Annotated in this window: 12 protein-coding genes and 2 riboswitches; of the genes, 5 read left to right on the forward strand and 7 right to left on the reverse strand. The window is 57.3% G+C overall.

Translation table 11 applies throughout. The features are described 5' to 3' along the window. Positions 1-47 precede the first annotated feature (47 nt). The 6 genes from CUC55_RS11120 to CUC55_RS11145 all read right to left on the reverse strand — a co-directional run bounded on the left by CUC55_RS11120 (position 48) and on the right by CUC55_RS11145 (position 7,893). Positions 48-1,571: a M48 family metalloprotease gene (locus tag CUC55_RS11120; RefSeq protein ID WP_425352821.1), complete on the reverse strand. Its 1,524-nt coding sequence runs from the start codon at positions 1,569-1,571 to the stop codon at positions 48-50. 275 nt (positions 1,572-1,846) lie between these two features. Then, entirely contained in the window at positions 1,847-2,563 is a 717-nt protein-coding gene (locus CUC55_RS11125; protein ID WP_103087870.1) for a thiamine ABC transporter ATP-binding protein, read from the reverse strand. Beyond that, positions 2,560-4,185 (reverse strand): thiamine/thiamine pyrophosphate ABC transporter permease ThiP, encoded by a 1,626-nt coding sequence (gene thiP / locus CUC55_RS11130; protein WP_103087871.1) that lies wholly within the window; start codon positions 4,183-4,185, stop codon positions 2,560-2,562. Before thiP ends, CUC55_RS11125 begins: the two co-directional genes overlap by 4 nt. 9 nt (positions 4,186-4,194) lie before the next feature. After that, positions 4,195-5,208 carry a thiamine ABC transporter substrate binding subunit gene (gene thiB, locus CUC55_RS11135; protein WP_103087872.1) on the reverse strand — a complete coding sequence of 338 codons (1,014 nt, stop codon included), beginning with the start codon at positions 5,206-5,208 and terminating at the stop codon, positions 4,195-4,197. Positions 5,209-5,250: 42 nt separating this feature from the next. Then, positions 5,251-5,360, reverse strand: a riboswitch (TPP riboswitch). A 57-nt stretch (positions 5,361-5,417) separates the two neighbouring features. Continuing rightward, the gene (locus CUC55_RS11140; protein ID WP_103087873.1) at positions 5,418-7,238 is read right to left on the reverse strand and encodes an ABC-F family ATP-binding cassette domain-containing protein; all 1,821 of its coding nucleotides are present in this window, start codon (positions 7,236-7,238) and stop codon (positions 5,418-5,420) included. Positions 7,239-7,242: 4 nt separating this feature from the next. After that, the gene (locus tag CUC55_RS11145; RefSeq protein ID WP_067646228.1) at positions 7,243-7,893 is read right to left on the reverse strand and encodes a thiamine diphosphokinase; all 651 of its coding nucleotides are present in this window, start codon (positions 7,891-7,893) and stop codon (positions 7,243-7,245) included. Between the two features lie 89 nt (positions 7,894-7,982). Beyond that, positions 7,983-8,059, forward strand: a riboswitch (SAM riboswitch). Positions 8,060-8,137: 78 nt separating this feature from the next. On the opposite strand from CUC55_RS11145, the gene metA reads away from it, so the two are divergent. Both metA and CUC55_RS11155 read left to right on the forward strand, forming a co-directional pair. Then, on the forward strand, positions 8,138-9,064 hold the full coding sequence (gene metA, locus CUC55_RS11150; protein WP_103087874.1) for a homoserine O-acetyltransferase MetA: 927 nt from the start codon (positions 8,138-8,140) through the stop codon (positions 9,062-9,064). Between the two features lie 71 nt (positions 9,065-9,135). Then, positions 9,136-10,161, forward strand: coding sequence for an aldose epimerase family protein (locus tag CUC55_RS11155; protein ID WP_103087875.1), 1,026 nt, complete (start codon positions 9,136-9,138; stop codon positions 10,159-10,161). 308 nt (positions 10,162-10,469) lie between these two features. Here the strand turns inward: CUC55_RS11155 and mtgA are convergent, their stop codons facing one another. Further along, a complete protein-coding gene (gene mtgA, locus CUC55_RS11160; protein WP_103087876.1) occupies positions 10,470-11,216 on the reverse strand; it encodes a monofunctional biosynthetic peptidoglycan transglycosylase in 747 nt (248 codons plus the stop codon). A gap of 155 nt (positions 11,217-11,371) precedes the next feature. On the opposite strand from mtgA, the gene CUC55_RS11165 reads away from it, so the two are divergent. The 3 genes from CUC55_RS11165 to CUC55_RS11175 all read left to right on the forward strand — a co-directional run bounded on the left by CUC55_RS11165 (position 11,372) and on the right by CUC55_RS11175 (position 14,396). After that, entirely contained in the window at positions 11,372-12,271 is a 900-nt protein-coding gene (locus CUC55_RS11165) for a polyprenyl synthetase family protein (protein WP_067645872.1), read from the forward strand. A 113-nt stretch (positions 12,272-12,384) separates the two neighbouring features. After that, positions 12,385-13,209 carry a DeoR/GlpR family DNA-binding transcription regulator gene (locus tag CUC55_RS11170; RefSeq protein ID WP_082760190.1) on the forward strand — a complete coding sequence of 275 codons (825 nt, stop codon included), beginning with the start codon at positions 12,385-12,387 and terminating at the stop codon, positions 13,207-13,209. Continuing rightward, positions 13,206-14,396, forward strand: coding sequence for an MFS transporter (locus tag CUC55_RS11175; protein WP_103087877.1), 1,191 nt, complete (start codon positions 13,206-13,208; stop codon positions 14,394-14,396). Before CUC55_RS11170 ends, CUC55_RS11175 begins: the two co-directional genes overlap by 4 nt. Positions 14,397-14,507 lie beyond the last annotated feature (111 nt).

A 14,507-nucleotide genomic window follows, 5' to 3' on the forward strand; every position in this document is an offset into this window, starting at 1 on the left:
TCAAGATGTTGAAGATCAACACCTTNGGGCACTTCGAGGGTCGTTTTTTATTCAGAGATGATTTTGACGCGCTGACCCGGCTGGATCGTCGCGGTGGCGCTCATGGCGTTGATAACGCGGAAAAGCTCAAGCTTGCGATCCGTTCCCATCATACGCGCGGCAAGAGAGGCAACCGTATCGTCCGGCTTTGTCGTAACGACACGGACGCGGAGCGGCTTGAGCGCTGAGATTTCCTGCGGGGTCATCTTGCGGAAGCTGGTGCGTAGCACATTGGCGACGCTATCAAGCTGCGCGCTTCCTTTCGGAACTGCTGTAAGAAACCGAAATATCTGCTGGCCGACACGGATGACCGTAACGTCNAAATCCCATTTATCGGCTGTTGCGCGCGCGGTCGCGGCCGGCAGCCCATTGATCTCGGTCTCGCGCACGGTCTCAGGCACCAGACCCGCAACCCAGCCACTGGTGAGATAATTCGCAAGGCTGGTTTGCTTGGGGTCGGCTACGCCATCGAAACGGATTGCCATTTCGCCAGGACCGGTCGCCAGAACAGCTTCCACCTTATTGTCGATCTGGAAACCCTCAGGTACGTCGAAACGAATGCCCAGAGTGCCGTGCAGAAACGTATTGCCTCTCACATAGCCTTCCTGCGGGCTGTCACCGTAAAGCAGGCCATCAATACCATTGAGGAACCAGTCGCGCCCCTTGTCTCCTACCTGCCCTTCCTGACCGAAGGCACGAGCATGACGCTTGGCAAGTTCGATGCGCTGCGGCGTATTAGGGTGGCTGGACAGGAAGTCGAGGCTCTGGTCGCTGTCAGGATCGGCAGATGTGAATCGCGCATAGGCCGCCATGGAATCGAGAAAGCGCGGCGATGCATAAGGGTCATATCCCGCTTCGCCAAGCATGCGCACACCGATGACATCGGCCTGCAATTCCTGTTGACGAGAAAACGCAGCCAGGCGCAGTTTGCCGCGCGCCAAAGCCTGNTTTCCAGCCAGATCGCTTGATAGCACTTCTGCAACGACACGGCTGGCAATGACTTCTGCCTCTTCACGCCGCTGCCGCTCGATACCGTGATTGGCGGTGACGTGACCCATTTCATGCGACAGAACCGCCGCCACTTCAGAAGCGTCATTGGCCAACGCCAGCAGACCACGGGTCACATAGAGATAACCGCCCGGCAAGGCAAAAGCATTGATGGCGGGTGAATTGAGGATTGTGATGCGATAGGACTGCTGCGGATTTTCAGAAACCGCCGTCAACGCCCCCGCGATCCGCGCCACCAGACGCTCGGTCTTGTCATCATGATATTCGCCGCCGTAGCTAGCGACGATGCGGGGATGCTCGCGGGCGCCCATCTGCGCGCGCGGGTCGTTCTTCTGGACTTCCTCGACGGTTTGTGGATTGTCCGAGGGCTTCAGGCTTGATTGGTAGGATGGGCTGAACAGCGACTGGCACGACGACAAAACAAGGCCAGCGGTGACCAGCGCCAGAACACGCTTCACCGATTTGCCCCTCTGCCATACGTTCTGACCGGAGGTGTGGCTCTGCGGAGCCTTCACACACGTCATCATTCTGCTTGTCTGCTCCAAACGTTCCTGATCATCCGTCAATTGCAGACCAGAATACCCTATCANCCCTAGGGGCATGTGAATGCGCGAACACCGAAAACGATCCGTCATGCAGCAATATTTCAGCTGGAGGATTGTTCTTATAGTTTTCAAGCAGTTGTTATAAATCCGCAAGTGCNAAAATGGCGCATCGCCTGTGTGATTTCGCTAGGACTTGACAGTCCACCGCGTCCAAATTGTGACGCGACCTTCCCAACCCGGCATCCCGACCTGTCTCACAGTGCAAGAAAGGTTCTGATCTCTTCGACACGCGTTGCCGCAAAGAAGTCTTCGACTTCACCCTCATAAACGACGTGACCGTTTGATAGGAATACGACTTTATGCGCGAGACGGCGAATGTCATCANGGTGATGCGTCACAAGAAGAACCGTATTTTTCAGTTCATCATGCAACTCTTTCAACAGAGTAGCCATGCCGGAACGAAGGCCGGGATCAAGCGCTGCAAAAGGCTCGTCCAACAACATGACCGACCGCTGGCGAACCAGCGCTCTGGCAAGCGCCGCCCTTTGACGCTCCCCGCCAGACAGGGTGGAAGGCAGACGCCTTTCGAAACCGCCAAGACCGACCCGCGCCAGCGCATCACCGATTGCCATCTTGTCATCAGCGGAAAGTCTGAGCGAAGGGCTGACACCCAGCCCGACATTGGTGAAAATATCGAGATACGAAAAAAGATTATTGTCCTGAAAAATAAGCGATACCGGCCTCTCGGAGGGATCGAGACCCGCCATATCGCACCTACCGATCAGCACCCTCCCGGCATCCGGCATCTCAAAACCGGCAACGAGGTTGAGAAGCGTTGATTTTCCAGAGCCGGAAGGTCCAACGACAGCCGTGANTTTGCCGCTCTCGAACCCGCATTTCAACGCMAAANTTTGCTGACCAAGTTTCAGCGAGACGTTATCGAAGCTGACGCCGCAATCGGGAACACTCATGCGACCGCCTTCACTGCCGTGGTTGGTTTCAATGCACCGCCCGCCGCCAGAACAAGGCAGATCACACCCAGAATGAAGGCATAACCAGCCGCGTCATTGGTCCTGTAGCTGCCCATATTGCTGTAGACCAGCCATGGCAATGTGACGAAANTTTCAGATCCGAACAGCGCAACTGCACCGAGATCGCCAAGCGAAAGCGCCATGGCGAAGGNAAATGCCATCGCGATTGGCGCCCATAGAACCGGCCAATCGACAAGGCGAAACCGTGAGAAGCCGGAGATGCCGAGACTTGCGGCAAGACGTCCGGTTCGGGCCTGATGGGTCAGGAATGCCGGTTCCAGAACGCGCATGACGAAAGGCAGCGCCATCAGCATATTGATAACAGCGACCAGCACCGGGGCAGATAAAGAAACATCGCCAAAAGATCGCAGCAGCNAAAACCAGCCACTGCCCAGCACCACCGGCGGCACCAGCAGCACCAGAGATGAACCGGAACCCAACACCGTTGAAAAAACCGCCAACGGAAAGCTCACATCCCTGCGGACTGCAATGGCCTGGCGCGCGCGGATAATGGCGACGGATACGACAATCGCCAGCGACGCCGAAAAGACGGCTACCGTCATGCTCGTTCCAAACGCCTTCCAGAACGAGCGCTCGCTTAAAAGCCGGACTATATCCGCGGAAAGGCCNGATGATGCCATCGCAACCAGAGGCAATCCGACCAGCAGAAGCGCCAAGAGAATAATAGTCCCATCCCATATCCGAGCTGAAACATTCATTCCATCGAACCGGCGCACCGCGCGACCATGCGTCTGAACCTCCGCATCAGCAGAGGGCAAAAGTGCCAATAAAGCCAGCAGAACGCCCGTTATACCGATCTGCATCAACGACAGCGCAATGGCGCGGGGCGGGTCAAAATCGAAACGCAGGGCCTGATAAATCGCCACTTCGATTGTCGTTGCGGACGGTCCGCCGCCCAGCAGCAGAACGAGGGTAAAACTCGTCGCGCACAGCATGAAGATAAGCCCCGCCATACCCGGAACGAGTTTCGCAATTGCTGGCCATTCGATGAAGCGAAAAGTTGAGACGGGTCCAAGACCAAGGCTTGCACTCATGCGCCAATATTCATCCGGCACGCGTTCGAGGCCCGCTAGAAAAAAGCGCACGGCCAATGGAAGATTGNAAAAGACATGGGCAATGAGGATGCCAGAAAGACCATAGATGCTGAAGGGCTGGTCTGCCCCCAAAGTCAACAGGGCAGTGTTGAGAACGCCCTGCCTGCCCCATATTGCGATGATACCGAGCGCGCCTACGATAACGGGCAGACCCATCGGCACCGCCATCAGCCTGACGATCCAGATACGGCCGGGAAAATCCCGCTGGCGGGCGAGAGCTAGCGCCACCGGCAGCCCGAGAACGAGGGAAATCATCGTGGATAGGGATGCTTGCCAGAGCGTAAACCTTAGAATGCGCAACGTGTAGGTATCGAACAATGCGGCCGATGACGCCCCGGCATCGAAAGACAGCAAGGCCGCAACAGCAAGGCCCATGAACAGCAGAACCGCAGCAAATGCCACCGCTCCGCTATAGATGAACCTGCGACTGTCGCGACGCTGTATCATGGCGGATGATTACTTCACGCTCATGGCCGTAAGCCATTCGTCGATCCATGCCTTGCGGTTTTTCGCCACCACTTCCGGGTCCATCAGGAATGTCTTCGTAGGCTGGACCAGCTTGGAGAAAGCGTCCGGCAGCGGCGCAGAGGTTGCGGCTACCGGCATCATCCAGTTGNTTTCCGGAATGGCATCCTGNAAACCTGTGGTCAGCATGAAAGCGAGAAACTGCTTTGCCAGTTCCTTTTCAGGCGCATTCTTCAAGATACCGGCCACTTCGATCTGGATATAATGACCCTCCTCGAAACTGGCCGCCTGATAGCGATCCGTCTTTTCCGCAACCATATGATAGGCAGGCGACGTGGTGTAGGATAGCACCATCGGCACTTCGCCCTTGGTGAACAGGCCGTAGGATTCCGACCAGCCGGGAGTGACGGTCGGCACGCGGTTCTTGAGTTTAGCCCAGGCTTCCGGTGCCGTGTCGCCATAGACGGATTTCACCCACAGCAACAGTCCGAGGCCCGGCGTCGATGTGCGCGGGTCCTGGATCGCAATTTTCTGCGATGGATCGCCCTCGACCAGTTCCTTGAGGCTTTTCGGTGGANTTTTCAGCGTCTGCGTGTCGTAGACGACGGCGAAGTGGCCATAATCATAGGGCACGAAGACGTCATCCTTGAAGTCACCCGGCACCTTGGCTGCGGACGGATCGACACCAGATACCTCGAAAATACCGGTCTGCTTGGCTTCCGCGATGAGATTGGTATCAAGGCCGACGACGACATCCGCCTTGGAGCCGGGGCCTTCCAGTTTCAGCCGGTTCAACAGCGCAACACCATCGGCAACGCCCACGAAATTGACGGTGCAGTTGCACGTTTCTTCAAAAGCAGCCTTCACCTTGGGACCTGGACCCCATTCGGAAACGAAGCTTTCGTAGGTATAGACCGTCAGCGTCTTTTTATCTTGCGCCACGGCAATAGCGGGCAGCAAAACGGACGCAGCGACAAGCGAATGCAGGAAAAAACGACGATACATCAAGAGCACCTCCTCGAAATGGGCAACGGGGAACAGGCGTCTGAATGGAAGCCGTCTAATCCCTCCGCCGGTGTTAACCGGATCAGGTTCTTCGGGTTGGCCAAACCTCTCAGCCTTGTCCCGGATAGGACAAAGCACCCCGTTAGATCTAGGCAAATGTGTAATCGGTGATCAGTGAATTGGCAAGATGGCGTTGACACCACCGGCCTTTAGTTTTCCAGTTGCTCCCGCAACATTTCCAGCTCCAGCCACTCTTCTTCCATGGTCTCAAGCTTTTCGCGCAGCTTCGACATCTCATTTGCCAGCGTATTGAAAACGGTCGGGTTCTTGGCAAACAAATTGGGATCAGCCATGCGCTCTTCTCGCTGGGCGATCTCCAACTGGGTCNTTTCCATCTCCCTGGGCAGATTTTCGAGCGCGAATTTCTGCTTGAAGGACATCTTGCCTTTGGCTTTAGCGGGTTCGGCGCCTGCATTCGAAACAGATTTTGCCTTTTCCTGCNTTTCAGCTCTTTTCTTTTCGTCCGAGGCACCTTTGCGCTGCGCCATCATATCCGAATAACCACCAGCATATTCGATCCATCGGCCATCCGGTGCATCCGGGTTTACGGGTGCAATGGTGGAGGTGACGGTCCGGTCCAGAAAGTCACGGTCATGGCTGACGAGAATGACAGTGCCGGAAAAGCCGGAGACGATCTCCTGCAACAGATCGAGCGTTTCAATATCGAGATCATTGGTCGGCTCATCGAGGATCAGAAGGTTCGTCGGGCGGGCCAGAATGCGCGCCAGCATCAGGCGCGCGCGCTCCCCACCGGACAGATTGCGGATCGGTGTGCGGGCCTGCTCCGGCTGGAACAGAAAGTCCTTCATGTATCCGGTTACGTGTTTCAACTCGCCATTGACCAGAAGGTTTTCACCGCGCCCGTCGGTCAGGTAATGCGCCAGCGTATCGTTCGGGTTCAAATCCTCACGCTTCTGGTCCAGCGTCGCAACTTCCAGATTGGTACCGAGCTTGACCTTCCCCGTGTCAGGCTCGAGCTGCCCGGTCAGCATCTTCAAAAGCGTCGTCTTGCCGGCACCGTTCGGCCCAACGAAGCCGATGCAATCGCCGCGATGAACACGCAGCGAAAACGGTGCAACGATGGTACGCTCCCCATAAGCCTTGGTAATCTGATCCGCTTCGATGACGAGTTTGCCGGACTCACGGCCCTCAGCCGCCGTCGCCTGCACGGAACCCGTCGGCCCCTTATGGCCGCGGTAGTCGGCGCGCATCGCCTGAAGTTCGCCCACGCGGCGCATGTTGCGCTTGCGGCGCGCGGTCACGCCATAGCGCATCCAGTGCTCTTCACGCTCGATGGCCTTGCCGAGTTTGTGCTGTTCCAGCTCTTCCTCTTCCAGAACCTTATCGCGCCACTCTTCGAAATGGCCAAAACCACGACTGAGGCGGCGCGCCTGGCCGCGATCCAGCCAGACGGTGGAATTGGACACTTTCTCCAGAAAGCGACGGTCATGCGAAATCAAGACGAGCGCGCTGCGCGTCTGCTGCAATTCACCTTCCAGCCATTCGATTGTCGGCAGGTCGAGATGGTTGGTCGGCTCGTCCAGCATCAGAATATCGGGTTCCGGTGCCATCACGCGAACGAGTGCGGCGCGACGTGCCTCACCGCCCGAAAGGCTCGACGGATGCTCCTGCCCAGTCAGCCCCAGATGTTCAAGCAGATAGGTTACGCGGTAAGCGTCATCTCCCGGTCCCAGACCCGCTTCGGCATAGGCCTGAACCGTCTCGTAACCTGCNAAATCCGGTGCCTGATCAAGATACCGAATGGTGGCCGAAGGATGCCGAAAAATCTCCCCCGATTGCGCCTCGACCAGACCGGCGGCGATCTTCATCAGCGTCGATTTACCGGAGCCGTTGCGGCCGACAAGGCAGATGCGATCCCCCGGCTCCACTTGCAGGTTTGCACCATTGAGCAGCGGTGTAACGCCGAAGGTCAGCATGATGTCGTCGAGNTTTAGAATAGGGGGTGCCAAGGGTTCAGGCTCCGGTCAAATCATAAGGACGGGCAAGCACTATGGCTTTGCCGCTTTGAAGGCGAAGGCGCAACGGCCCTTCCGCCACGTTGGAAATAGTGCGCGACGAGCCGAAAGCAAGCGCGAAATTGGCGAGCGGATAGCGGGCATTGTCGATATCGAGCCCTTCCAGCGCCGTAAAACCGGCAACTGAGAACAGTGATCCCGAGGGAAGATCGAGTTCGGATGTGCCTTCCATCAGCGGATAGGCCTCCTCATCACCCGATGTCAGCACCACCTCGAAACCGCGCTCGGCCAGTGACACCGCGTAGAGCAGATGAAACAGCGCATGATCCGAACGCTCGCCCGCCAGCGCGCCCACCAGTGTCAGCCGCGTTGCGCCGCGTGACAACGCTTCCGATACGGCAATCTCACCATCCGTCACACCTTTGGCAGCCGGGAACGGTTGCTGCTCGACATCCGGCCAGCGCTCTCTCAGGGCTGTGTCGGAGGAGTCGAAATCACCCACCCACAGTTCCGGCGCAAGGCCAAGCGGCTGCGCATGGCGCATGCCGCTATCTGCCGCAATCACACGCGTCTCCGCCACCGCCTTTTGCAGGCGATCTGTCACGGTAATGTTTCCGCCGAGGAGAATGGTGAAGTGGCTGGTCGTCATGCCCTGCCATAGCCCGGAACGGTAGCTGATGGAAAGGCCGAAACGCCGCATGCGCTCCGATATTGANTTTCCGAATCAAGAGGATTATGACACCTGCCAGTGGTGATTTGCCGACCGGCTTGCAGCCACTTTAAAGAAGTCGCTAAATGGTCGAGGAAACACGTCATTTCCGAGGACCGGCTGCGATTTCGTTGCCGGNTTTTTTTGTGTTTATGGCCCTCGCCACCACGGAAGTGAGTTCGACATGCCGATTAAAATTCCCGATACGCTGCCTGCCTTCGAAACCCTCATCCATGAGGGCGTGCGGGTACTGACAGAGACGGCGGCCATCCGGCAGGATATTCGCCCGCTTCAGATCGGGCTTCTCAATCTTATGCCGAACAAGATCAAGACCGAGGTACAGATGGCGCGGCTCGTCGGCGCATCTCCGCTACAGGTCGAGCTATCGCTGGTTCGCATTGGCGGTCATCGCGCCAAGAACACGCCGGAAGAACATCTGCTGTCCTTCTACGAGACATGGGAAGAGGTCCGCCATCGCAAGTTCGATGGCTTCATCATCACCGGCGCGCCTGTCGAAAAGCTCACCTATGAGGACGTGACCTATTGGGATGAGATGCAGAAGATTTTCGAATGGACGGAAACGAATGTCCATTCCACATTGAATGTCTGCTNGGGCGCAATGGCCGCTATCTACCANTTTCATGATGTTCCCAAGCATGAGCTAAAGGAAAAGGCTTTTGGCGTCTACCGCCACCGCAATCTTAGCCCCGCTTCCATCTATCTCAATGGTTTCTCGGATGACTTTCAGGTGCCTGTCTCGCGCTGGACGGAGGTGCGACGCGCCGACATCGAAAAGCATCCCGATCTGGAAATCCTGATGGAGTCAGAAGAAATGGGCGTGTGTTTGGTGCAGGAGAAGCGCGGAAAGCGGCTCTATATGTTCAACCATGTGGAATATGACTCCACCTCATTGTCAGAAGAATATTTCCGCGATGCAAATGCCGGTGTGCCGATCAAGCTGCCACATGATTANTTTCCGCACAACGACCCATCACTAACGCCACTCAACCGTTGGCGCAGCCACGCGCATCTGTTTTTCGGCAACTGGATCAACGAAATCTACCAGACGACGCCATACGAGCTGGACGCCATCGGCAAGCAGGCTACGTAATTCAAACATTGCACGGCGCTGAAAAATGAAGCAACGTCCGGCCCGATTGCATTGATTGGGAGACTGACAAGATGAACGAAAGCGGCGCACGGGAAAATTTTGGTCTGACGTCGACGGGTGAGAAAGTCGAGCGCGTCACGATTTCAGCCGGTGGTTTGACGGCACATGTCATGACCTNGGGCGCGGTCATTCAGGACCTGCGCCTCGAAGGCCACCAGCCGCCGCTGGTCCTCGGTTTCGACAAGTTCGATGATTATCCGAAATATTCATCCTACTTTGGCGCGACACCCGGGCGCAATGCCAACCGCATCGGCGACGGCAAGTTCGCCATCGATGGCAAAGACTACCAGCTCGAACTGAACGAGAAGGGCGTCACCCATCTCCACGGCGGCAGCGACAACATCGGCAAACGCAACTGGATGATCATGGAACATGGCCCAAGCCATGTGGTGTTGCAGATCGTCGATCCCGATGGTCGTGCCGGTTATCCCGGCAATTGCACAGTGCGGGCGACTTATACGATCCGCGAAGGCGGCGTCCTGTCGGTGGTTTACGAAACCACCACCGACCAGCCGACGATCGCCAATATCTGCCAGCATTCCTATTTCAATCTGGATGGCGCGGAAACGGCACTCGGTCACGAGATCGAAATCGCGGCCGACCATTATTTGCCGACAACCGAGCGACAAATTCCGACCGGAGAAATCCGCCCTGTGGACGGCACAGTATTCGACCTTCGCACCTCCATCCCGATGCGGCGCGAAGAAAACGGCCAGCAGGTGACTTTCGATCATAATTTCTGCCTCTCGCCGCAGCGCGTGGCAAAACGAAAGGTCGCCCGCGTCTACGCCCCGGCCTCGGACATCGCGCTTGAAGTCCACACCACCGAGCCCGGCGTGCAGTTCTACTCCGCCTTCAAATTGAACACGGGCGCACCGGGTCTCGACGGACGAACCTATGGACCGTTTGCAGGCTTTTGCCTCGAAACCCAGATATGGCCGGATGCGATCAATCACGAAGGCTTCCCCGACGCCATTCTGCGCCCCGGCGAGACCCTGCGTCAGGAAACCGACTATATCTTCACGACAGAATCGTAATAGAAATTCTGCAGGCCGATAGCCGTGTCAGACAAGCTGTTTCATTTTAAGTCGCGCTGGAAAGAAGAGTTGACGGTTTCAGGGAGCGGCGGTTGTTTCGTCCTCGAAATGCCAATAGGCGTACTATCCGTCTACCTTCCCACCGAAGAAGAATGGGTGCGGCGCGGACCGGATTGGGCGCGATCACTTTGGCCACTTTTGAAACAGGAATTGGAAGATTTGTGTCACGAGTGCAATGCTGAACTCCGAGTTGATCCCACCGCCGAAGTCTTTCCGATATGACCACAACTGGCTAGCAGTCAGGAGCTTTAGTCAAGCACGCAACCGACGTAAGCGCCTGAACCCCGGGCTCGTCTTTCGATGAGCCCGGCCAGACGCTGCATGCCACGGCCGGGCTTGCCGGCAACGCGGTCGATCGGGTTGGGCAAGGCAACCGCCAAAAGCGCCGCCTGTCGGGAACTCAGTTTCGAGGCCGATACCTTGAAATGATATTGCGAAGCCGCTTCGATGCCATAGATGCCNGGGCCCCATTCGGCGACGTTGAGGTAAATCTCCATCATCCGCTTCTTCGACCAGATGAAGTCGGAGACGACGGCCAGCGGCAACTCCAGACCCTTGCGTATGAAAGACCGTCCGTTCCATNAAAACAGGTTTTTGGCCGTCTGCATCGGAATGGTGCTTGCACCACGGGTGGATTCCCCCTCCAACGCACTGCTGACCACCGTCTGCATCTGGTTCCAGTCCACGCCGCCATGGGAACAGAATTGACCATCCTCCGACATCATTACCGATTGAATGAGACGCGGCGAAATGTTTTCCAGCGGCACCCAGCGGCGATCATAGCCCTGAAACGTCACCAGTTCGGCCAGCATCAGCGTCGAGACCGGACGCATGAAGGGAAGCGCATAGATGGGGATCAACAGATAAGGTAAAACCAGCAGAGCCAGAATGATCAGGAGGACACGTCTCACGAGGCTTCGAACATCCAATTTCGGTTTGCCCTCGCTCTCGGCAAGCGTTTCATAGTCAGTCTCGCTGTCCGGCGTGCTGCTCAAGTCCTGTCCCCACTGGCTCCAGATCGGAGCCTTTCATATTCCGCCCGAGGCATCAAGGCGAGTCTCGATACCGAAGTTCCCCAACAGCCTCACNAAAACCATTGCAAGCCCATTTTCCCCATGCGAAACAGCGCTCATTATAAGGAACGGGCCCTATGACATTCGAAACGCAGTTCCGTGGCAACGCCGCACGGACGGAAGCCTTGCTGACCAAGCTTCTGTCCAGCGAAACGCGCGCAGACGAGATCACCCGACCTGAAAATCTGGCAGAGGCCATGCGCCATGGCGTCTTGAATGGTGGAAAACGTCTGCGTCCTTTTCTGGTCATCGAAACTGCATCCCTTCTGAACGGCGATGCCGAGGTAGCCCTTCGCGTCGGCGCGGCCCTCGAATGCCTGCATTGTTACTCCCTGGTCCACGACGACCTGCCCGCCATGGACAATGACGATCTGCGTCGTGGTCAGCCGACCGTTCACAGGAAATTCGATGAAGCCACAGCCATTCTGGCGGGCGACAGTCTGCTGACGCTCGCCTTCGATATTATTGCCGCCCCGGAAACGCACTTGCCCGATGACCGCAAGGCAGCGCTCGTTCTGGCCTTGGCACGGGCCGCAGGCATCGGCGGCATGGCCGGTGGTCAGGCGCTTGATCTGGCCGCCGAAAAAACTGCGCCCGATGAAGCAGGCATCATCACCTTGCAAGCTATGAAAACCGGCGCGCTGATCCGTTTTGCCTGCGAAGCCGGCGCAATCATTGCCGGAAGCGACGATGTGGAGCGGCATCGCCTGCGCAACTTCGGCGAAAAGATCGGCCTCGCTTTCCAACTGGCCGACGATCTTCTCGACCTCACCTCCGACGCCGCCACAATGGGCAAGGCAACCGGCAAGGATGCGGGACGCAGCAAAGGCACGCTGGTTGCTCTGCGCGGCGCGGAATGGGCAACCGCCCGCCTGCGTGAACTGGTGAAAGAAGCTACGGATTTGCTGGCACTCTATGGTGACCGTGCGGATATTCTGATCGAGACAGCAAAGTTCGTCGCAGAACGGAAGAACTAAAACCTGCGTCAATCATCAAGCGCAACTGCCTGCTGAATTCTACGGTTTCCGCTTGAGAAAACAATCGCGCCGGGTTATGCATGTTTATGCACGATTCCTCCGATTGATTCATGATGTCNAAAACCGATCACTTCGTCAGCGAGCGACGGGCTCTGATTTACGCGCAACTGCTCCGGCATGGCCGTGTGCTGGCGCAGGAGCTTGCGCAGACGTTCGACGTATCGGAAGACACGGTACGCCGCGATCTGCGGGAGATGGCCGCACGTGGCGAATGCGAACGGGTCTATGGCGGCGCGTTGCTGGCATCCGGCACCACCGTTCCCCTTAAAACCCGCATGGGCGAAATGCCGGATCGCAAGGCGACACTCGGACAAGCCGCAACGTCGTTCGTGCAGGACGGCATGATCGTTTTTCTCGATGCCGGTTCCACCAATCTGGCCATCGCNAAAAATCTGGCTGTTGGCCTGAAACTCACCATCGTCACAAACACGCCAGCGATTGCCGCAGAACTCGCCGGTAACGCCGACATCGAACTCATTCTGATTGGTGGCAGGGTCGATCCGGCGGTGGGTGCGGCCATCGATACGACCGCGATTCGTCAGCTGGAGCTAATCCGGCCCGATCTCTGCATTGTCGGCGTCTGCGGCCTGACGTTGGATCGGGGTCTGTGCGCCGATATCTATGAGGATGCCGTGTTCAAACGGTTGGCCTGCGAGACCAGCGCAAAAACGCTCGCCGCCGTTACCTCCGAAAAGCTGGGTGCCGCTGCCGCTTTTCAGGTCGCATCGCTTTCCTCCACGCTCACCCTCGTTCTGGAAGAGGATGCCGACCGCGATATGATCGGCACTCTGGCGGACACCGGCGCCACTATTCATCAGGCTGTATCGTTGTCCGGCATCTCATCTCACATGCAAGTATCGAAGGACCAGTCCCTATGACCGGCACCGCCACGCAAGCACCTACAACCGCGCGCCTTCCCTATATGACGAGAACACGGCTCGGCGTTTCGTTGCTGTTTCTGATGAACGGATTCATGATGGGCTCGTGGGCTCCGATGATACCGGAATTCGCCAAACGCTTTTCTCTCAGCGAAAGCGCACTGGGCCTCGTCATCCTTGTATACGGTCTAGGGTCACTGTCCTTCATGCCTATTGCAGGCTCACAAATCGGCCGTCTCGGTTCGCGAACCGTAACCTTGGCGGTCGCTCTGATCATGGTGCCGACGCTGCTGCTGATCACCATGGCGAATGCATTGTGGGCTGCTGTCATCGCCGTCTTTCTGTTCGGCGGACTGACGGGAGCCATGGATGTTGCCATGAATGCCAATGCCGTGGTCGTGGAACGCAGTATGCGCCGGGCCATCATGTCGTCGTGCCACGCATTCTGGAGCCTGGGCGGACTTATCGGTGCTGGCCTGGGTGGTTTGCTGATCACCAAAATCGGCATCTACGGACATGCCATCGCGCTGACGATCATCGCAGCTGCCCTGCTTGCTGTGGCTTGGCCGCGGGTGCAGGTTGATCGTCCTCACCCGGAAGAAGAGCGCCCAAAGGGTGGCCTACCCATGACGCCGCTGCCATGGATCATCGGCATCATGGCACTGNTTTCGATGATCCCGGAAGGTGCCATTCTCGATTGGGGCGCGCTCTATTTGCGCAATGAACTCAGCGCATCCGTGACGCTGTCCGGATTCGGATTTGCAGCCTTCTCGCTGACCATGGCCATTATGCGCTTTGCCGGTGATCTGGTACGTGATCGGTTCGGGGCCGTCCGCACGCTGCAATTTTGTTCGGCCATATCGATTGTCGGCCTGCTGATTGCGGGTTTCGCGCCGAATGCCTTTGTTGCCATTGCAGGCTTTGCCATTGCCGGCATCGGCATTTCCAATATGGTGCCGATTGCCTTTTCGGCGGCCGGCAATATGCCGGGAATGGCACCGGGCATCGCTTTGTCAGTGGTCACCACCATGGGCTACTCCGGCATTCTGGTCGCACCGTCGGCCATCGGCTTCATCGCCGAACATACCGGGCTTGCCGCCGTGTTCATCGGCCTGCCGCTTCTGCACGTGGTCGTTCTCATGCTGTCCAAGCTTGCACGCCACGCCGATGGCGCAAGTGGACACTGACTGCTCAATTTCGCAAAGATGATAGCCCCTCAACGGCCAAGTCTCGAATTTCGCCATGATTGCAGTNAAATAGGAGTTGATCGCTTCGATGTTGACAAGGCCCGCGCCTTG

Origin of the sequence: Agrobacterium bohemicum, assembly GCF_002896715.1 — a bacterium.
GTDB classification, from domain to species: domain Bacteria; phylum Pseudomonadota; class Alphaproteobacteria; order Rhizobiales; family Rhizobiaceae; genus Agrobacterium; species Agrobacterium bohemicum.